The organism is Brevibacillus centrosporus (assembly GCF_003710815.1).
In the GTDB taxonomy this organism is placed as follows: domain Bacteria; phylum Bacillota; class Bacilli; order Brevibacillales; family Brevibacillaceae; genus Brevibacillus; species Brevibacillus centrosporus.
Genome location: NZ_RHHP01000042.1, coordinates 17179 through 41261, shown reverse-complemented (window position 1 = coordinate 41261; position 24083 = coordinate 17179). Strand labels below are relative to the sequence as shown.

Annotated in this window: 21 protein-coding genes; 19 read left to right on the top strand and 2 right to left on the bottom strand. The window is 47.1% G+C overall.

Annotation, left to right across the window (positions count from 1 at the left end; genetic code table 11):
• Positions 1 to 270: 270 nt before the first annotated feature.
• The 10 genes from EDM55_RS31530 to EDM55_RS26565 all read left to right on the top strand — a co-directional run bounded on the left by EDM55_RS31530 (position 271) and on the right by EDM55_RS26565 (position 11097).
• Positions 271 to 1119, top strand: a complete 849-nt coding sequence (locus tag EDM55_RS31530) for a hypothetical protein (protein WP_373863293.1) — start codon at positions 271 to 273, stop codon at positions 1117 to 1119.
• A gap of 399 nt (positions 1120 to 1518) precedes the next feature.
• Complete coding sequence (locus tag EDM55_RS31525; protein ID WP_373863294.1) at positions 1519 to 2208, top strand: TerD family protein; 690 nt, start codon at positions 1519 to 1521, stop codon at positions 2206 to 2208.
• 510 nt (positions 2209 to 2718) lie between these two features.
• A complete protein-coding gene (locus EDM55_RS26600; RefSeq protein WP_246070906.1) occupies positions 2719 to 3414 on the top strand; it encodes a DUF8832 domain-containing protein in 696 nt (231 codons plus the stop codon).
• Between the two features lie 57 nt (positions 3415 to 3471).
• Positions 3472 to 4833, top strand: coding sequence for a DJ-1/PfpI family protein (locus EDM55_RS26595; RefSeq protein WP_092270140.1), 1362 nt, complete (start codon positions 3472 to 3474; stop codon positions 4831 to 4833).
• A gap of 108 nt (positions 4834 to 4941) precedes the next feature.
• Positions 4942 to 5328: an MFS transporter gene (locus EDM55_RS31520; RefSeq protein ID WP_122961776.1), complete on the top strand. Its 387-nt coding sequence runs from the start codon at positions 4942 to 4944 to the stop codon at positions 5326 to 5328.
• Positions 5325 to 6155, top strand: a complete 831-nt coding sequence (locus EDM55_RS26585; RefSeq protein WP_170184382.1) for an MFS transporter — start codon at positions 5325 to 5327, stop codon at positions 6153 to 6155. The genes EDM55_RS31520 and EDM55_RS26585 overlap by 4 nt, the downstream gene beginning before the upstream one ends.
• A gap of 30 nt (positions 6156 to 6185) precedes the next feature.
• Positions 6186 to 6977 carry a tyrosine-protein phosphatase gene (locus EDM55_RS26580; protein WP_218033692.1) on the top strand — a complete coding sequence of 264 codons (792 nt, stop codon included), beginning with the start codon at positions 6186 to 6188 and terminating at the stop codon, positions 6975 to 6977.
• Positions 6978 to 7005: 28 nt separating this feature from the next.
• Entirely contained in the window at positions 7006 to 8349 is a 1344-nt protein-coding gene (locus EDM55_RS26575) for a DJ-1/PfpI family protein (protein WP_246070907.1), read from the top strand.
• 166 nt (positions 8350 to 8515) lie between these two features.
• Positions 8516 to 9871 (top strand): DJ-1/PfpI family protein, encoded by a 1356-nt coding sequence (locus tag EDM55_RS26570; RefSeq protein ID WP_092270130.1) that lies wholly within the window; start codon positions 8516 to 8518, stop codon positions 9869 to 9871.
• A 242-nt stretch (positions 9872 to 10113) separates the two neighbouring features.
• Positions 10114 to 11097, top strand: coding sequence for a 2-hydroxyacid dehydrogenase (locus EDM55_RS26565; RefSeq protein WP_122961826.1), 984 nt, complete (start codon positions 10114 to 10116; stop codon positions 11095 to 11097).
• 283 nt (positions 11098 to 11380) lie between these two features.
• On the opposite strand, the gene EDM55_RS26560 is transcribed toward EDM55_RS26565, so the two are convergent.
• Positions 11381 to 12598: a methyl-accepting chemotaxis protein gene (locus tag EDM55_RS26560; protein WP_122961774.1), complete on the bottom strand. Its 1218-nt coding sequence runs from the start codon at positions 12596 to 12598 to the stop codon at positions 11381 to 11383.
• An 86-nt stretch (positions 12599 to 12684) separates the two neighbouring features.
• Here EDM55_RS26560 and EDM55_RS26555 point away from each other — a divergent pair, with 86 nt between their 5' ends.
• The 7 genes from EDM55_RS26555 (at position 12685) to EDM55_RS26530 (ending at position 20644) form a co-directional block, all read left to right on the top strand.
• The gene (locus EDM55_RS26555) at positions 12685 to 14295 is read left to right on the top strand and encodes a sigma-54 interaction domain-containing protein (RefSeq protein ID WP_122961773.1); all 1611 of its coding nucleotides are present in this window, start codon (positions 12685 to 12687) and stop codon (positions 14293 to 14295) included.
• Positions 14296 to 14451: 156 nt separating this feature from the next.
• The gene (locus EDM55_RS26550; protein WP_122961772.1) at positions 14452 to 15558 is read left to right on the top strand and encodes a M20 family metallopeptidase; all 1107 of its coding nucleotides are present in this window, start codon (positions 14452 to 14454) and stop codon (positions 15556 to 15558) included.
• Positions 15542 to 16303 carry an SDR family NAD(P)-dependent oxidoreductase gene (locus tag EDM55_RS26545; protein ID WP_122961771.1) on the top strand — a complete coding sequence of 254 codons (762 nt, stop codon included), beginning with the start codon at positions 15542 to 15544 and terminating at the stop codon, positions 16301 to 16303. The genes EDM55_RS26550 and EDM55_RS26545 overlap by 17 nt, the downstream gene beginning before the upstream one ends.
• A gap of 36 nt (positions 16304 to 16339) precedes the next feature.
• Positions 16340 to 16498 (top strand): hypothetical protein, encoded by a 159-nt coding sequence (locus EDM55_RS30485; protein WP_170184383.1) that lies wholly within the window; start codon positions 16340 to 16342, stop codon positions 16496 to 16498.
• Positions 16499 to 16525: 27 nt separating this feature from the next.
• A complete protein-coding gene (locus tag EDM55_RS26540; RefSeq protein ID WP_170184384.1) occupies positions 16526 to 17698 on the top strand; it encodes a glutamine synthetase family protein in 1173 nt (390 codons plus the stop codon).
• Between the two features lie 48 nt (positions 17699 to 17746).
• Positions 17747 to 19201, top strand: coding sequence for an NAD-dependent succinate-semialdehyde dehydrogenase (locus tag EDM55_RS26535; RefSeq protein ID WP_122961769.1), 1455 nt, complete (start codon positions 17747 to 17749; stop codon positions 19199 to 19201).
• Positions 19202 to 19255: 54 nt separating this feature from the next.
• Positions 19256 to 20644, top strand: coding sequence for an APC family permease (locus EDM55_RS26530; protein WP_122961768.1), 1389 nt, complete (start codon positions 19256 to 19258; stop codon positions 20642 to 20644).
• Positions 20645 to 20722: 78 nt separating this feature from the next.
• Here the strand turns inward: EDM55_RS26530 and EDM55_RS26525 are convergent, their stop codons facing one another.
• Positions 20723 to 22048 (bottom strand): MFS transporter, encoded by a 1326-nt coding sequence (locus tag EDM55_RS26525; RefSeq protein ID WP_122961767.1) that lies wholly within the window; start codon positions 22046 to 22048, stop codon positions 20723 to 20725.
• A 68-nt stretch (positions 22049 to 22116) separates the two neighbouring features.
• On the opposite strand from EDM55_RS26525, the gene EDM55_RS26520 reads away from it, so the two are divergent.
• The gene (locus EDM55_RS26520) at positions 22117 to 23025 is read left to right on the top strand and encodes an MsnO8 family LLM class oxidoreductase (protein WP_307723927.1); all 909 of its coding nucleotides are present in this window, start codon (positions 22117 to 22119) and stop codon (positions 23023 to 23025) included.
• A 127-nt stretch (positions 23026 to 23152) separates the two neighbouring features.
• Complete coding sequence (locus EDM55_RS26515) at positions 23153 to 24064, top strand: DMT family transporter (RefSeq protein ID WP_092270101.1); 912 nt, start codon at positions 23153 to 23155, stop codon at positions 24062 to 24064.
• The last annotated feature ends 19 nt before the right edge of the window (positions 24065 to 24083 follow it).

Here is a 24083-nt window from a genome sequence, read left to right as displayed (position 1 = left end):
TTTTCCAAGTCGTAATACTTTCGCCATGTTCGCAGCTGGGGCAGTATGTGATGCTGAATGCATCAAGCGTTCAAGGTCAACGGCTTTGAACTCCCAGCTTTCAGGCTATTGCGATCCTTCCTTCTACTTGACTCCTAATGACAGTAGGGATCGAGCTTTCCTGGACACTTTAATGATGATCAATACGATTTTTTAAGAAGAGCAAATAAACTGATTGTCAGCCAAGGGAAAAGAGCCGATCGACTCCCAAAGGTATATTTGGCTACCGCTATGAATAATGTGGAGTCTCTTGGATACACGTTCTCCCATCGATTGATGCATGCTTTACGCACCTTATCCAAGGACCAGTTTGCAGCGTTTTATCGTCAGCTGGATGCGGATATTCGGTTGCTGCTCGGCGCACATGTGCAATACCAGCCTATGTATCCGGGATTTCCCGAGCAGGTGATGCAGGCATCGGATGCACAGCTCTATCTGAATGCCATTTACCATTACCTTACACTGGACCTGCCTGCTTATGAGCGAACAAGCAGACCTACGTTTCAGAATGACGAAGAGCTGAAAGTCATTGATTTGGGAAGCAAGGATGACTTTTATGCTATGATCCGTCAGCTGATCCAAGCGAAGACATCTATCTCAGATACGGACCGAGAAGATGTTGGAGCTGCTGTTGAGTTCGCCGAGCCGGATGAATTGGATGCGATTCTGCCAGACGTGATTCCGTTCAAGGAAAATGTGGGATTCATGGTGGGGTGTTTATTGAAACAGGATAAAGCCGACGTAAACCGGATCGGACGATACTTCAAAACGGCTACCGATGTCCTGCGTTTGGCAGTGGCTTTATCGGATGGTGATATCAGCCTGGCTGAAGCTACCCGTTTTCGCAAGCTGAAACGGAGCGAAAGACGGCTGTTGCTTGGGTTGCTGGAACAATGTCACCCTATTGTGGAGGATATGCTCAGGTATAAGGAACGCTGGATTCGACTAGGCGAAATTCTGCACCCCTCCGAATACAAGCATAGATATGCCCGTTGTGAAGAAGCTTTTGATATCCTGCGGAATAACAAGCCATTTACAACATATAACACATCAGTGGAGCTCGCATTTCAATCGCGATAGATCTGGAATGCAATCGAGTTGTTGATGCAGCGGCCGGGTGAATTTGCCAGAAGGCTTGATCACCTGTTGCGCTCGACCGAATAAAGCGAGTATGTTGCACTGGCTTTTGGAGAGGTCGCCAGTCAGGTATCGACGCCTGTGCTGCTTCAAGTGAAAAATCATTTTGCCCTTTCCTAAAGGAAACGTCGCAAAAGCATTTGCAGCTCCTTATACCCTGCCAGTTATCGATGAAGCTGCGTGCCAGGAGATCGTGCGAATATGTAAAGAGTCGCTGATTCAGCATTTGCTGAGCTACCTCCATTGGGAAGAGTGTTCGTCGACGATCGCTTGAACGTGCCGTTTTCTCAGAGGTCTGCCAGCAAAGCCCTTCATACGATCGTAAGGGGAAGCCGGCTTCCGATGAGGGAGGGGTGGAAAGAGGGGAATGTTGATGGTAAGCCAACGGGGCGTGTCGATATTGATCTGTCAGCCGTCATGTACGACCAGAACTGGCAGTATGTGGTGCATGTTTCTTATACGAATTTGCGGTCCTCTAAATACCAGGCTGCCCACAGTGGGGATATGGTTTCGGCTCCTCAGGGGGCGTGTGAATTCATAAATCTGCATATTCCTTCCATTGTGAACTTTGGAGGTCGTTATCTCGTAGCCACTCTACACTCCTTCACGAATCAACCTTACTGCAACTTGCCAGAGTGCTTTACGGGCTGGATGATGCGGAAGAAACCTCTTTCTGGCGAGATATTTGAGCCCGCCACGGTTGCGAACAAGATGGACGTCACGGCTGATACGCAGATTGCGATTCCAGTCATCATGGACCTGGTGAAACGCGAGGTCATCTGGACAGATTTAGCATTGACGAGAAATCCACACCACTACAATCATGTCGAAGGCAACCCAAAAGGTATGGTACTGATGGGGAAAGCCATGACGGCCTGGCGAAAGCCTGACCTGTACGATTTGTTCTCTCTCCATGTGGAAGCAAGAGGGGAGTCGGTAGAAACCCGAGACCAAGCGGATGCTATTTTTTCTCCTGAGGAAGGGGTAACGCCCTTCGATCTCGAGCAGATTATGGCAGAATTTCTTGTTTGAGGAAAGTTAATTTGTACGCAGACAGTCGACACTAGTTGCCCTGCTGTAATGATACCGTTTCATTAGCGAGAGAGGCTAAATAGAGTCAATTTTCCATGGGGTATACACTCCCTTTTTCATTCAGTAGGAACAGTTGCCACACAATAAAAATAACCAGATGCTGTATCCTTCACCAATTTGTTTGGGACCGTTTACGCAAGTCTGTTGACTGGAATGACGATTCGTCTTTCCTCAACCAACAGGCTTTTTCTGTGCTTAAAAAGGTGTTGCAGCCTCAACGGGATATGCATTCAAGCCCTTTTAACGAAAATACAGAGTTCATATTGTGTTCACAGTAGCGATTTATATTTTGGGTACAGCAATTCAGTAACGACGATATTATCATTCATCAACACGAGGAGAAATGAGCATGTAGATGGATAGCATTCGTGATGGCAACACTCAAGGAACTGGTAATAAAGAAAAGAAAAGGTGAAAGCGGTGTTTGGTGCGCTTCTGTAATTAGCAGTAGTGTTTGGGGGATATGCATTTTATGAAAGCTATCTTGTTGAAAATCAACAGGTGGTTGCCGTAGAACAGCTGCGAACGGATGGTGATGGTGTTCATGAAAATGGAGAGGAAGGGCACGGTAATGACGCTCATGAACTTGTGATCAATCATGAAAAACTACTTCATTTTATCATTGTGGATGAACATCAGGAGAAGTATTACCACCTCCATCCAGAGAGGATTGGGAAGGGAGAATTTAGGATTGGGAAAATACTGCCGAATGGTTTTTATAAGGCATTTATTGATATTAAGCCAAAGCAGCTAGTATATTCGGTTGAGCCAGTACCCTTTGTTGTTGGGAATCCAGTCGTTTCAGTGGACAATGAGGAACTCAAGCCTGATGACCAACTCATTCAGACGGTAGAGGGAGAAACAGTAAAGCTGAACATGAGTTCTTTTCGTACAAACGAACCCGTTTCGCTGAAATTTGACTTGGATCGCACCAAACTTACTCCTTATTTAGGTGCTATGGGGCATGTAGTCATTCTGGATGAAAATGCTCAAAAATATCTTCATGTCCACCCATCCAATGGGGAAGAGCCAATCTTTGAGACAAAGTTCTCCAATCCCGGTCTGTATAAAATATGGGCTGATTTTAAACAAGATGGGAAAATCAGGACATTTTCTTATGTAGTTGCGATAGCAGAAGAGAAATGACGTGAAGTTAACCAGAACAAGAAAGAATAGAAGGTTAAGTAATAGGAGGAGATTGAAATGTTTCGAATACTAATGCGCATCGCTATTTATGTAGTGACTTTTGTGTTAATCGCTGGCAGCGTCGGAGCTGTCGGATTTCGAAATTCACAGATAGACTTTTACCAGTCCTTCCGAGAAGAGCCTGTCCCTCTTTTACAGGGAGTAACGATACCTCAACATGATCCCGCTAAGCCAACTGTTGCAGTCGTATTGGGGGACACGATTACCGAAGATTTTGATTTTCTCATGCCGTATAATCTATTTTCTAGAACGGGAGCTTATAACGTTTACGCGGTTGCCCCCGATCATCAGGTGAAATCATTAACCGGTGGGCTAGATGTTGTACCACACGTTACTTTTCAAGAATTGGATGGATTGCTAGGAAAGAGTCCTGACATAATTGTTGTTCCGAATATGCTTATTTTTGGTAGTCAATATCAAAGCGTCCTTACATGGATTAAAAAGCACGCGGATACGACACTGTTGAGTATTTGTGCAGGATCGGCTCAACTCGCAGATGCAGGATTACTAAAGGGAAAATCAGCAGCAACTCATTGGCAAATCATGCCGGATATGAAAAGGTTTTTTCCAGATACTGCTTGGACAGTAAGCAAACGGTACGTCGTAGAAGGTAACATAATCACATCAGCTGGTCAAACAGCTGGAATTGACGCGGTCCTGTACGTTATTTCAAAAGAATTAGGAGAACCTGTTGCGAATCAGATTGCCAAGGAGGTTCATTATCCTTCTTATCCGTTTCTACATCATCCAGATGTTGATCCTTATTCAATTGATTTGAAGTTTATGACATACCTGTTAAACAATGCTTATCAGTGGCACAAGCAAAAAACAGGAGTGCTGCTATACAACGGAATAGAAGAATTGGCGCTCTCTTCCATCTTTGATTCTTACTCGGATACCGGAACGACGAATGTATTGACCATTTCCCAATCAGAGCGGCCAGTGGTTACTGCACACAATCTCATACTTCTGGCTAGGTATCAAATGCCAAATGCACCGAAGCTCGATAAAATGATCGTACCCGGGGCTGATGCCAAAACAATTGCAGCTAAGGATATTCAGCAATGGCAGGAAGCTGGGCGAAGCGAGAATGCACTGCTCATACATGCAAACTCACCAGATAGATTTGTATTCGAGGCACCGATTGAGGATCTGTCAAAGCAAGAGGACATTTTAAGTGCAGAGCACGCTGTGAAGCGATTAGAATATCGAGCCAACCAAATTATGCTTGAAGGCAAACCGTTTTCTTTAGAGACTTATGGGAATCTGATTCTGTTAACCATTATCTCCTTGCTGGTAGCGCGCTTCATTGACAAACGGTTCATGACGAAAAAGATAAAGCATCTTCCGTACAGGTGATAGCAAGGGATTCGTTCATGATGCGTTCATCATTACCATTTTTCTTTAGATTGTTAAAGTTTATATCAAAAAGGAGCTGTACTCTTGTCTCACATAGGAAGGGCCAGGATGACTCATCATCCATATGTGTATCTATTCGTGTGCTTTACTTTCCTCTTAACCTTGGCAGATGCCACTTCCATTCTATTCTTGCCGCTCTATTTATCCAGTGTGCTGAAAATGGAGCCCATCCACATCGGTGTACTTTCTGGGATCGTACCATTGGCTGCAACATTGGGCGGATTTTTGGCGGGATCGCTTTCGGATGTTTTAGGCAGAAAGCCAGTTCTCATACTGTCTATGTTTGCCTATTCCGTCTTTATGATAGGCTTCGCATTGAGTAAGGAACCCGTTTTGTTGTTTCTATTTGTTTTTCTCAAAGGTTTTTTCTCCGGCTTTTTTAGCCCAGTCTCAAAAGCACTAATGGCAGATGTAACGCCGTCGGAATATGCTTGAAAGTTTTTTCACTGCGTTACCTGGTTGTGAATATTGCCTATGCGTTGGGACCATTGATTGGGCTCTTGGCGGATATAGGAGGATCGATTGAATCCTTTTATGTCGCGGCAGCAGTCTACTGTATTTTAGGAGTCGGACTTCTCGTTTTGATAAAACAGGATACCCGCCATCCAGCCTCCTACAACCAATCCGATAAGTCCTCTATCGTAATTGCGTGCAAAGTGATTTATAGAGACGCTCCATTGCTTCTTTTCATAATAGGGGGAATTTTAAGCACGGTTGTTCATGGTCAATGGTCTGTTCCACTTATGCAGTATTTAGGCCTACAGGAAAATGAACCTGCGAAGTTATTTGCAATCATTGTCGGTGTCAATTCGATTTGTGTAATCGTGTTTCAAATTCCAGTGACGAGGATTGCTCAAAAATTTCAACCTATTGTGTCCGTTTTTATGGGCAGCAGCATTTTGGCCTTAGGGATGCTTGGTTTTGCTTTTGCAAATGAGAGGTGGCACTTTGTTGTGTCCATGGTTGTTTTTACCATGGGGGAAGTACTAGTTATCCCTGCGGAATACCAGTTGTTGGATCAAATCACACCTGCTCATTTTCGTGGAGCGTACTACGGAGCGCAAAGCTTCACTACACTGGGGTCTTTTATTGGTCCTTGGCTAGGTAGTGTGATTCTCACACACTTCTCATCTGGCGGGTTCTTCACATTTGGAACATACGGTCTCATTGCCCTGTTAAATGTTGTATTTTTCTGGCGAGGCAGTAAGTTGCACGTAAAATTTAACCGTCATCTTGCCTTGTTAAACATGCAGAATCCTTAATCGAGAAACCACGAAACGGGAGGGAATCCTTTGCAGCGAGCTGTTGGAGAAATGAATCTGTCATTTGATAAACTGGTTAACTTTAGGGACATGGGAGGCTTGAAAACGGAAGATGGAAGAAGTTTGAAAACCGGAGTTCTTTACCGCTCTGACGATCTATCCCGGATGACAGAAAATGATTTGAAAAAGCTGGATGAATGTCGAATAAAAGTCATATGTGACCTCCGTTCTCCAAAAGAGCACAAATCAAAACAATCACGTCTATTACCACACGGACGATTTAAGGTTATGAATATGCCACTTCATCTGGAGGGAACACAAGCCAGTAAACGACAAATCATAGACTTCTTTTTTGGGAGGGCAGGAGCAGAAAATTTCAAGAAGTTTAGTAGAGCCTATTATCATTATATGGCAGTAGAGAGCACTCTACAGATAAAGAAAATCATAGACTTACTCGCTCAAGAGCAAAATCTTCCTGCCTTAATTCATTGTACGGCGGGTAAGGACCGTACCGGTTTTATTTCGGCATTAATCCAATTGATCGCGGGAGTTCCTTATCCCATTGTTGTGCAAGAATATCTAGTAACCAATGATTTATACAAATCACGCTTGGAGAAATTGAGTAAAGCGATGTCATGGTTGACTTTATTCCAGGTAAAGCCAGCGCGAATAAAACTCATATTGATGGCTAACAAGGAGTGCTTGGATGAAGTGTTCAGTGACATAATTCAAAAGTACGGTTCGATTGACATGTACCTGATTCGAGCATGTGGGATCGAACAAGGTACCTTGCGAAAATTGAAAGAATTGATTCTTGATTAAAGCATATTTTCCGGTGGAGGAATACGAATTGAAGAAGGGATTCATGCGTTTTGTTCTATATCTGTCTCTATTTCTTTTATTTGTGGGGGGTGTTGGTGCATTTGGTGCTGTTCGCTCAAGAGCCGATTGGATATCTGTTCGTAACATATCAAGCCCTTCTTTTCAGGGAGTAAAAATACCAAAGTATGATCCCACTAAACCGACAGTTGCAGTCGTATTGGGAAATCCAATTACGGAGGTATTTGATTTTCTTGTTCCTTACGAAATGTTTGCAATGACGGACGAATTTAATGTGTATGCTGTGGCACCAGATAACAAGGTAGCGGCTTTAACCGGCGGTTTGGATCTCATTCCACATTTTTCATTTGAAGAAATGGATGGGTTACTTGGAAAGAGTCCTGATCTTATTGTGGTTCCTTTTATGCCTATGGACGATGAAGAAAAGTACCGTCCTGTTCGACAGTGGATACAAAAACACGGGAAAACCAAGATATTAAGTATCTGTTCTGGATCAAGGAATCTTGCCGATGCGGGGTTATTAAAAGGGAAAACATCCACCATCCACTGGCGTATCGTTAACCAGGTTACCAAGACATATCCTGATACCAATTGGATAAGGGACCAGCGGTTCGTCCAGACAGGAAATATTACATCCTCAGCAGGTCTCACATCGGGTATCGATGCTGTTCTCTATGTTATTTCGCACCAGTTAGGAGAGTCTGCTGCTGTGAAAATAGCGAAAGAGTTGCATTACCCTTCTTATCACTATGTGAACAATCCTAAAGTTGAGCCTTATTATATTGATAAAACTGAGGCAATTTATTATATGAATCTGGCCTTTCAGTTTCAAAAAAAGCAAGTAGGTGTTCTTCTTTATGAAGGAATGGAAGAAAGTGCACTGGCTTCCATTTTTGACACGTATTCGCCATTAGGTACGGCAAAGGTTTTTACAATTTCAAATTCGGAAGGCGTTATCGTAACAAAACACGATTTAAATCTCGTATCTAGGTATCAAGTATCGAATGCTCCCAAAATTAAGCGATTATTAGTGCCAGGAACAGAGGCACCCACGTTGTCAACGTACGCTAGTCAATCATGGAACGAACAAGATCGTGGAGTGCAACCTGAATACATCCATAGCCACAAGCCAGACAGGTTTGTATTTGACACGACGCTGGAAGATTTAGCGAAGCAAGAGGACCTTCTTACAGCGAAATGGGCCGCCAAACGATTAGAATATCGGCCTGATCATTTAGAGCTGGAGGGTGAACTATTTGCCTGGGAAGCTTTTATCACCGCGCTTATGCTTGGTGTTTGGGCTTTGTTGACAGGCTACCTGATTGATAGACGTTTTCTTTCCAAATGGGTTTAATAACTAATTGAAGGATAAGACCGTATCCCCCGCATTATACATGGGGATACGGTCTGTTTTCATGATTGCAAAGGGAAGCAGCATCCGCTGTTCATAGTACGTTCATATTGGTGGATTATAGTGAAATGCATGGAAGGCATATGGATTTAATAAGGAGGAAATTTCTTTGAAAAGGTTTTTACTACGTTTGGCTGTTTATCTAGGTATACTCGTGTTTATCGTTGGAGGAGGTGGGGTAATCGGTTTTCTTGGTGAGCAGAAGGCGTATTGGTACTCCTTACGCAATGAACCGATCCCCAAAATAAACCAGGTAGAAATACCTGATTATAATCCGAACAAACCGACTGCCGCAGTTCTTTTGGGGAGTCCAACCACTGAAGTATTTGATTTTTTGGTTCCCTATCAGATGTTAGCGATGACTAAAGCTTATAATGTGTTCGCCATTGCTCCTGACAAAAATGTTACCTCGTTAACAGGTGGTCTTGATTTGTTGCCACATTATTCTTTTGAAGAATTGGATCAATTGTTAGGTAAAAGTCCAGATCTCATTGTGATCCCATACATGCCCTTAGAAAACCAGGAAAAATATAAACCTGTACGTGAATGGATCCAAAAACATTCGGACACGTTCATTCTGAGTATATGTGGAGGAGCTGTCAATGCGGCAGATGCGGGATTATTAACAGGAAAATCTTCAACTGTGCATTGGCAATTCTTTGATCAAATTAAAAAGTCATTCTCGGAAACAAACTGGATTAGGGACCAGCGATATGTAGTGGGTGGAGAGAAAATAGTATCCTCGGCAGGTCTCACATCAGGAATCGATGCTACCCTCTATGTCATTTCCCAGCAGCTGGGCAAATCAATGGCCGAAAAAATTGCGGCCGACATGAATTACCCTACCTACCACTTTGTGAATAATCCTAAGGTTGATCCATATTACCTGGATAGGAGCGAAATAATTTACCTGTTTAATCAAGCTTTTCAGTGGAACCAGACACAGACAGGCGTATTGTTATACGATGGTATGGATGATGGCGAGTTATCCGCGATATATGATACGTATGCGGCTTCAGGAACGACGAAAGTCATTTCTATATCGAGCAATGAGCAACCGATAGTCACAAAATATCATCTGAACCTGATTTCTAAATATCAAATTCAGAATGCTCCTCAGTTAGATCGCCTCATTGTTCCAGGCACCGAGGCAAGAATATTGGGAGCCGAGGAAGTAGAAGCATGGATTGCAAGCGGAAAGAGCGTTAAGCCTGAATTCTTGCATAGCGAATCTACGAAGAGATTTATGTTTGATGCACCACTTGAAGATTTAGCTAAACAGGAGGATAAGCTGACTGCAAAATTTGGAGCAAAGCGCTTAGAGTATCGTGCAGACTATTTGCAGCTAGAGGGTAATCCATTCTCAATTGAAGCCTTTGGAGTACCACTATTTCTAGCCACTATCAGTTTGCTGTTTGCATACTTTATTGATAGACGTTTTTTAGTAAAGGAATCAACGAAATGATTATCGAACAAAACCAAAGGACAATCACGATTCAACTGAAGGTTTGGTAATCGAAGCGATGTGTGCAGGACGCAGATTCAAGCATTTACTCGCAGGGTGGGGAGAAATCCCCGCCTCTTTTTGTTAGGAAGGGAAGCAATAGCAGGAATTATAGAAGTTCTTTGCGAAAAAGAAAAGACAACTGACAAATTCGTTCGTATTGGCAGTGTACCATCTACTTTCTGGAAGGCGAGGGCATGTATATGAAGCCGAAAGTGATTATTTATAAAAAAGTGGAACCAAGTGTACTCGAGTATGTCCAGGAAGCCTGTGAAGTCGTCTATTTTGAGCAGCTTCATGCCGATAATATGCAGGCGTTCTACGAAGAATTAAAAGAGGCAAAGGGACTGTTAGGAACGGGTCTGAAGGTAAACGACGAGCTTCTGGAAAAGGCACCGAACCTGCAAATCGTCAGTAATGTGGGCGTGGGATACGACAATCTGGATGTACCTGCGCTCACAAGACACGGTGTAATGGCAACAAACACGCCCAATGTGCTGAATGAAACAGTGGCAGACACCATGATTGGTCTGATGCTCGCGACTGCACGGCGCATTCCAGAGCTGGATCACATGATCAAGTCTGGCAATTGGACGTCGCATATCACGCCTGAGTATTACGGGGTGGACATGCACCACAAGACGCTTGGGATCATCGGGATGGGGCGTATTGGTGCTGCTATCGCAAAACGTGCCCATTTTGGCTTTGGGATGAATATCTTGTACCACAATCGATCCCGGAATGAAGAGGTTGAGAAAACCTATCAGGCAACGTATTGCAGCCTCGAAGAGCTTTGTCGGGAGGCGGATTTCATCTGTTTGATGGTTCCGTTGAGTGCAGAAACGACCAAGCTGATCGGGGAAAAAGAGTTCCGCTTGATGAAGAAGTCGGCCATTTTTGTGAATGGCTCACGCGGCGCCACGGTAGATGAGGAGGCACTGGTTTCGGCCTTACAAGAAGGAGAGATTTTGGCAGCGGGGCTGGATGTCTTTGTCCAAGAGCCAATAGACCCGAAGCATCCACTCTTGTCTATGCCGAATGTGGTTACTCTGCCACATATCGGATCGGCTACATGGGAAACGAGACAGGCGATGGTGCAATTCGCGGCAGAGAACTTTGTTCAAGGAATTCTTGGCAATCGACCACCTGCGCTGATAAATCCGGAAGTGCTGGAAATTGAAAAATAAACAGCTACGACAAAAGACAACGGACGACGTTGTCTTTTCCTTTTTAGAAGCCAGGAATGCTTGGGTAGAAAACCTTCTGGAAAGAATTCTCCCCATATCGAAACGTCTGGACATTAGAAAAGCAGAAAGACGTGACCGGGTTGTTGAGCCTTCCTTGCGATCAGGAATACCGGTACACGTCTTCTGTTTACCACGATATGAGTAAAGTCTTATCGCTAAGCGTTTGCTAAGGGCAATGAATGTAGGATGTACTCCTGCTCTACCGAATGATGCAGTTCGAACGCTATACTTTGAAGACATTCACGGTGTCGCGCAGCTCCTGTGCCATCTGATTCAAACGCTGTGCCGATTCAGAGATCGCTTGCAGGGAAGAGAACTGTTCTTCCGATGCGGCAGCGACATCCGTTATCTGGTCCGCGGATGTCTGGGAAATGGAAGCGAGCTGCGTTACCGTTGCGGAAACTTGCTGAGAGCTTGCAGACATTTGCTCCGAGACAGCAGAAACGTCCTCGACCTGCTCCGCAACTTGCTGGGTAGCATTCAGGATATGCTGGAAGGCATCTCCCGCATTTTTCGCAACCTGGATCCCTGTTTCCACTTCTTTCGTACCTTGCTTCATGCTTTGTACGGCTTTGCCCATTTCCTGCTGAATTTCTTCGATCAGGTGAGTGATTTGAGCGGTCGATTTGGAGGACTGTTCGGCAAGCTTGCGAACCTCGTCTGCCACAACCGCGAATCCTTTCCCGTGTTCACCTGCGCGTGCCGCCTCGATCGCCGCATTCAAAGCCAGCAGATTGGTTTGGGAGGCAATCTCCGTGATGACATCGACGATATGACCGATCTCTTTCGAACTGCTCTCGAGTGAGCTGAGAGCGGATGCCGAGATTTGAACAGAACGGCTGATCGAATCCATCTGGTCAATGACCATTTGCACAGAATCTGTTCCTTTTTCCGCTTCCTTCGACATGCCGAGGGAGGATTCTGCAAGGGAGGAGGTAGATTCCGCAATCCGCTGAATGCCTGTGGCCATCTCTGTCATGGCGCGAGCATTCTCGTTTGCAGAGAGGGAGGTAGCATCTGTACCTGCCTTCAATTCCTGGATGGTTTCGGTCACTTGCTGCAAGGTAGCCGTATTCTGAGCCGCTCCTTCTGCCAGCTCATGGGCCGATGTCGCAGCGTGCTCTGCATGTTTTTGGACGTTTTCGATAATCGTGCGCCAATGACTGATCAAGCCGTTTACTTTCTCCGCGACTAGGCCCAGCTCATCGTTTTGTTTCACTTGGATGGAGACATCCAGGTGTCCTTCATTCATTTTTCCGATTACCTGTACCAGATCTTTCAGTGGAGACAAGAATTTACGCAGGAAGCCGTATTGTAAGAGGAAAACGATAATGAAGGATGCTAGGAAGCCAATTCCCAACCATTGAAAGAGCTCTTGCTTGCCTCGATCCACGATATTGGCATTCGTATCAACGCCAAAAATCGCGATGATATTTCCCATATTATCCGGAAATCCAAAATTGTCCGCCGTATCCTTCTGCGATTACACCAGGAGAAGGGCAGCTTGTACCAGACGGTGTCACCCGCGTGATTGATATCGGAGAGAGGGTCATCGATGTCAGCACACTCGTCGACATCCTGACACAGCTTAATCTCTTGCATAGTGACGCCCGAGATATTTTGTCTGTTTATTCTGAATCTATCATCACGAGGAGCCAAGGGATTCAGATCACGATGCAAGGCTTGATTCATACGAAGCTGCTGCTGCAGCAAACGCTTGACATGGTACAGGATGGCGTCATCGCTTATGATATGAACGGAAAGATTACGTTTTTTAATTCCGCGGCGCAAGCCCTGTTCGATTGTACGGTTCAGGAGGCCGTCCAACTCACGGTAAACAGCTTGTTTGCGCGGGTCAAAATCGAGTTGGATGCGCTGACAGACGAGTTCAGCCAAGCCCTTTTGCAAATTAAAAAACACAAGGTTCTCGCAAGCAGACAGATTATCAAGGAAAATGGCCACTCGACAGGCGGGGTTCTGACCTTAAAAGCGGCACGCCACGTAGAAGAGCAGGAGCTGAAGCTGCGGCTGCATGCAAAAGGACATCATGCCAAATACTCTTTTGACGATCTAGTTACAACCTCGAGTCGTATGAAAAATGTAGTAGAGCAAGCAGAAAAAATGGCTAACAGTGATCTTGCGGTGCTGATTCTCGGGGAGAGCGGATCAGGCAAGGAATTGTTTGCCCATGCGATTCATCAGGCTTCTACCCGATCCTCGTATCCGTTCGTTGCCGTCAACTGCAGCTCGTTGCCGGATAACTTGCTGGAGAGTGAGCTGTTTGGCTATGAAGAAGGAGCTTTTACAGGGGCGCGCAAAGGGGGCAAGCCTGGGCTGTTTGAGCAAGCACACAAAGGGACGATCTTCTTGGATGAGATTGGGGACATCTCTCCGAATATGCAGAGCCGGCTTCTGCGTGTCCTGCAGCAAAAGGAAGTATTGAAAGTGGGCGGAACCCGTTTGCTTCCTGTCGATGTTCGAGTGATTGCGGCAACCAACCGCGATTTGTCCAGGATGGTCAACGACGGGGCTTTTCGTGCCGATTTGTACTACCGGTTAAAAGTTCTCCAGCTGCTGATTCCACCCCTTCGTGAACGCAAAGAGGATATTCCGCTGCTGTCTGCTCATTTTTTGCGCAGACGAGGAGCAGACGAACAGTTAGTAGAGCCGCTGTCGGCCTCTTTGTTCAGACATGACTGGCATGGAAATGTGCGTGAGCTGGAAAACGCGATGGAGTACGTTGCCTTCATGAACGATCCCAACCTGTCTGCCAGTGATATACCCGGATTAGACGAGGGGGACGAAAGGGAGTTTGCAGCGATCTCGCCCAATGAGGTACCGCTTCAGCTGTATCACTCTACTCCCGATAACGAGCGATTCATCCTGAACCTGATTTATCAAGCCAAGACAAGCGGAAGGAATGCTGGAAGGCGTTCCTTAGTCGAACAGGCACGTCAAAATGGTGTGGTGATTCATGAAACAAAGGTCAGGAGCATCATCGAAAAGCTGCGGAGCGAGGGATTAATCGAAGTGAGCACAGGGCGCGGAGGCATTACCTTGACGGAGAGAGGATATCATCTGTGCTGCGGCAATACGGAAAAGGGTAAATCGGGAGAAATGGGAGTAACGGGAGGATAATCACCCATTTATCCCGTTTTCTGTCCATTCTAAATAATTGAAATTGTAGCAGAAGATGTTGGCATGGGACTTGCTTATCTAATGAGTGGCGGCTTACATCGAATAGGAATAAAGAACTAGAGCGAACAGCACAGATCAAAGAAGGATGTGATCGTCATGGAAGATATGCTTGTTCGATTGACTAGCAGCCTGATTCAAATGGAAAACACGACTCCCGAGAGGATCAACTACTCCGTTGAATTCTGTGCGGATTGGCTACAGCGCCATGGTGTTCCTGTCCGTCTCTGGGAGAATCAAGGGCTCAAAATGATTACGGCAACGATCGGTCAAGTGAATGCTGGCAGCACGCTCGTTTTGAATGGCCATCTTGATGTAGTGCCCGGACATCCTGAGAATTTCATCCCGCGAGTGGAAGGTGGAAGGCTATACGGCAGAGGCAGCTATGACATGCTCGGATCGGTAGCCGCGATGATGAATCTGGCAGCAGATCTTGTTCACCAGCCGCCAAACTGTCGCATAATTCTGCAACTTGTCCCGGATGAGGAAAAAGGCGGGGAATTAGGCAGCTGTTTTCTAGTTGAACAAGGGAGCATAGGTGATTTTGTCATTTGCGGGGAGCCGACCAACCTGGATATAGCCGTTCAGGCAAAAGGTGTCCTGCAGGTCAGAGTCGAGTTTTCTGGTGTTGCTGCTCACGGAAGCAGACCATGGCTCGGGAAGAATGCGATTGTAGCTGCCATGCAGAAGTACAACGAGCTTGCGACCCTTGATTTCATGCAAGAAAGCAGTCGTTTTTTCCCGGTGCCGTCTTTTAATCTAGCAAAGATTGAGGGCGGTGCAGCCTTGAATCAGGTACCGGATCGTTGCTCGCTCTACTTGGACATTCGTTATCTCCCTACACAAAACCCGGCGGATATTCTCGAATCCATTCGGCAGGCTGTTCCAGATGCTCATGTGGAAACGCTCCGGCACGGCTCACCTGTCACTACCAGTGAATTTGATCCTTATGTGCAATCGCTCTACCAATCTACCGCTCATGTCTTCGGCAAGAAAACCGCTTTGTTTGGCCAGGACGGTTCGGCCGATACGCGATTTTTTGCTCAATATGGCATTCCAGCCGTCGAGTTTGGTCCAATAGGTGCGAATCATCACGGACCTGACGAGTACGTAGAAATTGAGTCACTCGTTTACTATCAAAAAATTCTAAAACATTTCATCAAACAATTGGAAGGAAAGGTGAGCACAGATGAAATTGAAAAATAAAGTAGCAATCGTAATAGGAGCAGGATCGGGGAATGGACGCGCAATCGCCCTTGGCCTTTTCGAAGAAGGTGCTACAGTGGTTGTCGCCGACCTGAACGAAGCAGGTGCGAATGAAACGATTTCCCTAGCCCCTGAAGGCAGTAAAGCGATGGTAGTAAAGGTAGATGTCACTCAAAAGGATCAAGTGGACAACATGGTCGCGCAAACCATTCAAGAATTCGGCAAAGTGGATATCCTCGTCAACAATGCGGGAATCGTTGCCTTTACACCATTCCTTGAGCTGGACGTAGCGGAATGGGACAAAGTGCATGACGTAAACCTGAAAGCCCCATTCCTCTGCTCGCAAGCAGTCGCAAAGGAAATGATCAAAGCGGGGCAAGGCGGACGCATCATTAACATTACTTCCGTGGAAGCGCATCGCGTTGTTTCCAGCAGCGGGCATTGCCAGCCTCATTACAATTCGTCAAAAGGTGGACTGCACATGCTGACAAAAGCCATTGCGCTGGAGCTCTCCTCTCATGGGATTACGTGCAATGCGGTTGCTCCTGGCGTCGTTCAGACTCCGTTCACAGAGAAAGGTTTGGCGATCCAGGAAGTAAAAGAATGGATTTTGGAGCGTCTGCCAGTAGGGCGTATCGGACAACCCCAGGATGTAGCGAATGCCGTTTTGTTCCTTGCTCAGGATGAAGCTTCTTACGTAACGGGCAGCACGCTCGTGGTAGATGGCGGCTGGACGATTCACTAAGCATCGTCAGATTACACACAAAAAGGAGTGAGCAGCATGGGGAAGCTTGATCTTTCAGCATTAAAGGATCAGTACCAAAATGGAACGATCGACATGATTACCGTTGCAGGTGTAGATATGCAAGGGAAGCTGTTTGGAAAAAAGGTGCCGGTGCGCTATTTTCTCGATGACGCCGTACACGGAATTCACACTTGAGCCATCAATTTCATCTGGGATGTCAGCTTGAAATACGCAGAGAACTACACGTTTTGCAACTTTGATACGGGGCTGCATGACATCAAGGTCATACCGGATATTTCCACTTTGCGCACATACCCCTGGATTCCGAAAAATGCGGTGGTCATCGGTGATATTTACAATAAAGACGGATCGGAAGTCACGATCGCCCCTCGGAATATCCTGAAAAAGCAGTTGGCAAAAGCAGGGGCACTGGGCTATCGCGCCTATGCGGCATCCGAAATCGAGTTTCATATTTTCAAAGAAACGATAGACTCTGCTAGGGAAAAGAACTTCTCGAATTTGCAGCCGCTTTTCTCATATCCAGTCGACTATTCGATCTATCGGCTTAATGTGGATGATTGGTTCCTAGGTCAGCTGGCTCGCTATCTGGAAGAAGCCGGTATCCCTGTAGAAGCTCTGAAAGGGGAATGGGGGAACGGCCAAGTCGAGCTGAATGTGCAGTACGCAGAAGCGCTGGAAATGGCAGACCGCACGGCTATTTACAAAAATGGGATCAAAGAGATCGCAGCATTGAACAACCTGATGGTGACATTTATGGCGAAACACGATACTGAAGCTTCAGGCAGCAGTGGACACACGCATATTAGCCTGTGGGACTTACAGGGAAACAATGTGTTCTACGATGCAAACCATCCCTATAAGCTGTCTGACACGGGGCGTTACTTTCTCGGCGGCATGATGGCGCTCGCTCCTGAGTTCATGCTGTTTTATGCGCCGTACATCAATTCGTACAAGCGCCTTGCCAATACGGGGGGAGCGCCGAATACACAGACATGGGGCGAAGATAATCGCACGACCGCTTTCCGCGTAGATGGACAAGGCAAGTCCTGCCGCATCGAAAACCGCATTCCGGGCTCTGACGCCAACCATTATCTCGTTCTCGCTGCTTGCTTGGCTTCAGGACTGTACGGTATCGAGCACAAAATCGACATCGAAGCCCCAACAAAAGGTGATGCTTCCAGTGCTCCTGGAGTGAAACGCTTGCCGGCCAATCTGGCAGAAGCCATCCAAAAGCTTTCGAACAGCAAAATCGCCCGTGAGCTTTTGGGAGCTGACGTAGTCGATCATTACCTGACGGCTGCCCAAAATGAATTGAACGACTATTTCCTCGAAGTAACCGACTGGGAGCGGAAAAAGTACTTCGAGTTTATCTAACGCAGGCAAAGCGCTTTTTCGTACGCAATGAAAAGGAGGGAACCGACGATGTTCCAGATACAGCATGACGACCTAAACTATGCCTGGATCCATGGGGAAAAAGTCTTTTTGAAAGAATCAATGGATGTCATCAATCCAGTGACAGGAAAACCGATGGCCCGTGTTCCCCGCGGAGGCAAAGCATTGACCGAGCAGGCGATTGATGCTGCAGCAAAAGCATTTCCAACTTGGTCGAAGCTTCCAGCAGATCAGCGTGCGGGCTACCTGCTGGATTGGGCGGAACGGATTCTGGCTGATCAAGAGCGGTTGGCTTGGCTGCTGTCGACCGAACAAGGAAAGCCGTTAGACGAAGCAAGAGGCGAAATTTATGGAACGACGGTCTATATTCGCTGGTATGCGGAAGAAGGAAAGCGTGCCTACGGGGAGATCATTCCAGCTTCCCGACAAGGACAACGTCTGATGGTCTTTAAAGAGGCTATCGGTGTGGTTGGACTGATTCCACCTGCCAACTTTCCGAGCGCCATCGTAGCGAACAAGGTCGCACCGGCACTTGCTGCAGGCTGCACGTTTGTATTGAAGCCAGCGGAGCAGACACCCCTTATCGCGATCGCGTTGCTCGATCATCTGATGGCGACGGGTATTCCCGCAGGCGTTGCCAATGTCGTGACAGGTGTTGCCGAGGAGATCGGAGCCACATTGTCTGCTGATCCGCGCGTGCGCAAAATCGGGTTTACAGGGTCAACAGAGGTGGGCAAAATCTTGATGCGCCAAGCGGCTGACAATGTGAAGCGTCTTACGCTGGAGCTGGGTGGAAATGCACCGGTCGTCGTCTTTCCTGATGCCAATCTCGAGAAGGCTGTTGATGCCATCATGGGCAACAAGTTTGAGAACTGCGGGCAGGTCTGCAACGGGATCAATTTGATCTACGCACATGAATCGATACGTGCAGAGCTCGTGGAAAAGCTTGCAGAAAAGGTGCGCAGCTTGAAAGTAGGTGTCGGAACAGAAGAAGGCACACAAGTCGGCCCGATGATCGACCCGAGCTATCGGGATAAGGTCGAGACTCTGGTACGCGATGCAGTAGATAAAGGGGCCAAGCTCATCGTCGGCGGCAACCGCGTATCGGATGAAGGTCTGCAAGACGGGTATTTCTACGCACCAACCTTGCTGGATGAAGTGACAGCTGACATGGAGCTGACCAAACGGGAAATTTTTGGTCCGGTAGCACCGGTGCTGTCCTTTACCGATGAAGCTGAAGTTTTGGCGCGATGCAACAATACGCCTTATGGTTTGGCTGCCTATGTATTTACAAAAGACGCTGCCCGGATGTTCCGGATGATTGATGGTCTGGAGGTAGGAAATCTGGCCATTAACGGAACATCCCTCGCCAATCCTCAGTCGCCATTCGGTGGTGTAAAGGAAAGTGGGATCGGCAGAGTAGGCGGTCACCAAGGGCTTGAGGAATATATGGAGCTGAAGTACGTGGCGTTAACGCTCGAGTAACGCCACCGCTTCGGTGGTCTTTGCTTCGAAAAAATCAAAGAATGAGGTGTGCGTATGTCAAATGCCGCTGCAGAAGTGCAATCACCCGAGACCGGCACGAACCTTGGATACAAACAGGAGCTGAAGCGAGCTCTTACTTTCAAGGATCTTGTCATCTACGGTTTGATCACGATGCTTCCGATCGCCCCGATTCAAGTGTATGGAATGATTGCGCATGAAACATTTGGAATGGTTCCCATCGTTTATCTGGTAGGCGTCATCGCGATGGTCTTTACGGCACTCAGCTACAGCAAAATGAGCCAGGAGTTTCCCATCGCAGGTTCTGTCTATTCGTATGTACAGCGCGGATTGAACCCCCATGTCGGGTTTGTCACAGGCTGGCTGATCGCCGTCGATTATTTAATGGCTCCTGCTTTGCTGACCGCATTTTCTGCGTTGTGGCTAAACAGCATTTTTCCTGCTATTCCTACGCCTCTTATCGTTTTGGTATTTTTGGCCATTAATACATTTGTTACGGCACGAGGAATAACACTGACAGCCACAACGAACAAGATTTTTCTCTTTTTTGAGATTGCCATCCTTCTTGCTTTTATGGTTCTTGCGATCAAATTCGTGTTTATTGACGGCCACGGAGCAGGAGGCTTCTCCCTGGCACCTTTGTTCCAAGCCGACAAGATTGACCTCGGGTTTATCGCGAGTGCAGCTTCGATCGCGGTTCTGGGCTTCCTAGGCTTCGACGTTATTTCTACCCTGTCTGAAGAAGTGAAAAATCCCGGCAGAACGGTTGGACGAGCTACCGTGTCCACCCTTGTGCTGATCGGTGTGATTTTTATGTCGCAAACCTATCTGGCTGCGCTGGCACATCCCGATTACACCAACCTTGACCCGGATATGGCTTACTTCGATATCGCACGTGAAGTTGGGGGAGCGTTCCTGTACTACCCATTCATCCTGATTGCCGTTGCCGCAGTGGGGATTGCAAACGCTTTGGCGATTCAATCTGCCATCTCCCGCATTATCTACTCGATGAGCCGCGACAAGCTGCTCCCGATGTCAGGCTTCTTGGGGAAAATTCACCCGAAATACAAAACACCGTTCAATGCTACCATTTTTGTCGGGACGGCTTCGTTTTTCATTGCGATGTTCATGCCGATTGAAACGATCATTCAGCTGGTCAACTTCGGTGCGCTGACTTCCTTTATGGTTCTGAATCTATCCGTTTTTGCTTACTTCTTCGTGAAGAAAAGAAAGAGAGACATGAAAGGCTTCATCAACTACTGCTTGCTCCCATGGCTCGGATTCCTTGTCATCGGATTTGTTTGGTGGGGCTTTGACTGGAAAACTTTTGCGGTAGGAACAAGCTGGATGATTGTAGGAGTAATTCTGCTTGCATTCAAAACAAAAGGATTTAGAGAGCTTCCGCCAACAATGCGAGAGCTGTAGACACATGGGTGCAACGAAAAAAGACAACGACTGCAGGGTTACTACCACGCCCTGCATGCCGTTGTCTTTTCTTTTTGGTTAGGCACTAAATGTACGTGCTTGTTGGGTGCTTCGGTAGCGGATGACCATCACGATCGCACCGAGCAGCACGAGAGCGAGTAAGAAGAAAAGGCTTTGGAACGCAAGCTGTACAGGAAGATTCTTTTCCCAGCTGAGCAGCAATCCGCAAAGGGCAACGGCAAAGGAGCCGCCGAGAAATTGCGACAGCTGCAAGAGTCCCATCCCTGCGCCTATCATTTCCTTCGGCAGGATTTGTGAAACCTCATTGGAGAGGGTAGAGGTAATAGTGGAAAGAGAAGGCGCAAACAGTACATAAGCGAGTAAAATGACAATCGGTGATTGTGGTAGAAGTACCGCAGTCAGTAGAATGGAAAGAAAAAGAAAAAAATGGGCGCCGAGCAAAAAACGAAAATTTCCATACTTGTCAATCAAGCGTCCAATGAACGGGATGACGATACTGGACAATATCGCTCCAGGAAAAATCGTGAGTCCAATGGCTGCAGCGCTTTGATGGAAAACCTGCGCGAGTACCAAGGGCATCAAAAACAGGTTGGACATATTCAAGATGAATGCACAAAAGCCGATGATGACAAGCTTTCGATAGCCTGCATGCGAGAGTAAGGAAGGATGAATGAAAGGCTTTTCTTTTTGGCGCAGGTGGCGGATATTCGCGACAATCGCAGCGATCCCTATCAACAAAAAGAACAAAGACAGCTGAGTCAAGGCGATCAACAAGCTTGCCGTAGCAACGATAGTCAAAAGAGCACCCGCGATATCAAATTGCAGCCCTGTAGATGTCTCCTTGGGCAGAAGCTTCCACAGAACGGGAATCAAAACGAAGACCAGGCAGATGATTAAAAACAGTCCATGAAAGCCCATTACCTGCGTGAGGACGCCACCTATGACTGGACCTAAGCCGAAAGCCAAAATGCTGCCCGATGCCAGAACCGTGATGGCCCTGCCCCTCCGCTCTGCGGGTATGTAGCGGCTGGCCAAAATCATCCCGAGTCCGGGGACAGCCCCAGCGCCACAGGCTTGCAGGAGGCGCGCGAGCAGAATCAGGAAAAAACTGTCCGCCATGTAACCGATAATAGAAGAAACACCAAGGATGGAAAGGCCAGTAGTGAGCAGGCTGCGGATCGGGAGACTGTCGGAGAGTCTGCTGAAAATGATTGTGGAAAGAGCGAAGACGATGGAGTACCCGGAAACGATCCAGGAGCCGAGCCCGGCATCGATATGCAAAGCCGTAATGATACTGGGCAAAGAAACGTTGAACATCGTCGTATTCATTAAAACGAGGAATGATCCGATAGCCCAAATGGGGATCGTGATTCTATCGTTCATAGGACACCGCCTTCTTCTCCCATATTGTAGACTTGCTTCTCATCGTGATCGAAAGGAGTGTTACTGACTTGCTGAAAGGAATCAAAGCTAGTGTTCTAGATCTCTCCCCTATCTATCAAGAAGTCGCCCCCCATGCTGCCCTGCAGCAATCGGTAGTGCTCGCGCAAACCGCAGAAGCACTGGGCTATTCGCGATACTGGGTCTCTGAGCATCATGACATGCCACAATTTGCCTCGTCAACTCCAGAAGTGCTGCTCGCGCACATCGGAGCAAAGACAAGTCGTATCCGAATAGGCTCAGGAGCGGTACTGCTCCCCAATTACCGCCCGTATAAAGTCGGAGAAGCCTTTGCCCTGTTGGCAACGCTGTACCCGGGAAGGATCGATCTAGGAATAGGACGTGCGCCTGGAGGGTCCGCTCATGCCTCCTTGGCCATTAGTGGCAGCTTTCTCGCGCAAGTGGGGAAGATGGAGGAACTTGTCGGGGACTTGTCCGCTATTTTAGCCAATGAATTTACAGTGGAAGGGCAGCCCGTGATCGCACGGCCTATTCCGCCTGCTCCTGCACAGCTATGGATGCTCGGCACCAATCGCAAAAGTGCAGAGCTTGCTGCAAAATTCGGGTCTGGCTACGTGTTTGGCCACTTTATGAGTGAGCAGCCTGGGGAAGAGGCCATTGCGCATTACCGCGAACAGTTTCAAGCCACTCGTCATCATGAGAAGCCGCAAGTTATTTTGGCTGTCAGTGTGTATTGCGCGGCAACCGAGGAAGAGGCATCCAGAATGATCTGTAAAAAAAAGGAAGGGGGCCGTTCCACTAAAATGATTATAGGCACATCGAAACAGCTGGCGCCCATTTTGGATGAGCTCGTCACAAAATTTCGTGCTGATGAACTCATGATCATCACGGATGTTCCCGATTATCAAAAGCGGCTAGGATCTTACAAGCGGCTGGCGCACTTGGTTTTTTCCTTGTGAAGTATTGTGTAAATCAGAACATCTTTACCAGAAAAATATGGTTGAAAATCTCATGGACTTTTGCGCAACTCTCGGTTACTATAGCGTAGCAAAGAGTTGAATGTAACGGGCGAAAGAAGGATAGACCATGATTCGATCATACTTGCTGTTGCTGTTTTGTGTTACGCTGTGGGGGAGCAATTTTGTATTCGGCAGCATGCTGGTCAAAGAATTTCCTCCCCTGTTTTTGGCAGATGTTCGACTGATGTTTACGTCACTGTTTTTACTCTGTTATGCGTGGATCACAAAGAAATTCGTGAAAATCAAGCCGAGAGAGTGGGGACTATTGGTTTTGCTTGGTCTGATTGGGACGTTGGCGAATCAGACTGCCTATTTCAATGGCTTGCTTACCACGGATGCAACAACGGCTTCCTTGATCTTATCGATGGCACCCATTGTCACAGCAATTTTGGCCTCCCTGTTTTTGAAGGAACAGTTTACCAATCGTATGAAGATTGGCTCTGCTCTGGCTCTTCTGGGAACGTTTTGTGTAGTGGGCATCGGTGCAGGACTTACGATCTCCAAAGGTGTCATGCTGATTCTGATTGCGATGGTGACCTTCTCCTCATCCATGATCATCATCCGCAAGCTGACAGAGACGATGCATCCGTTTATCTCGACCGTGTATTCCACTACAGTAGGTACCATTTTTCTCACCCCAGCTGCCTTCCTCACCCTTGATCGGACATCCGTGATCAGCCATGAGTTTTGGGCGTGGGCCATGCTCATTTTGACAGCGATTTTTATGCAGGGGATTTGCGGGTTGGTATGGAATCAGCAGCTCCAGGTAGTAGGCACGGGAAAAGCTGCCATTTTCCTCAATTTGCAGCCGTTTGTAGCCATGCTGGTTGGTTTTCTTCTGCTTGGCTCCCAAGTAACCGCTATTCAAGTAGGGGGATCGCTCTTGATCGTGACCGGGGTTATCGTCGCGACCGTTCGTTCTCGAAAAGCATCGACGAGACAGACAGAGCTGTTGGCAGAACGTACAAAATCCATGTAAGTAGGTAATAGCGCAAGCT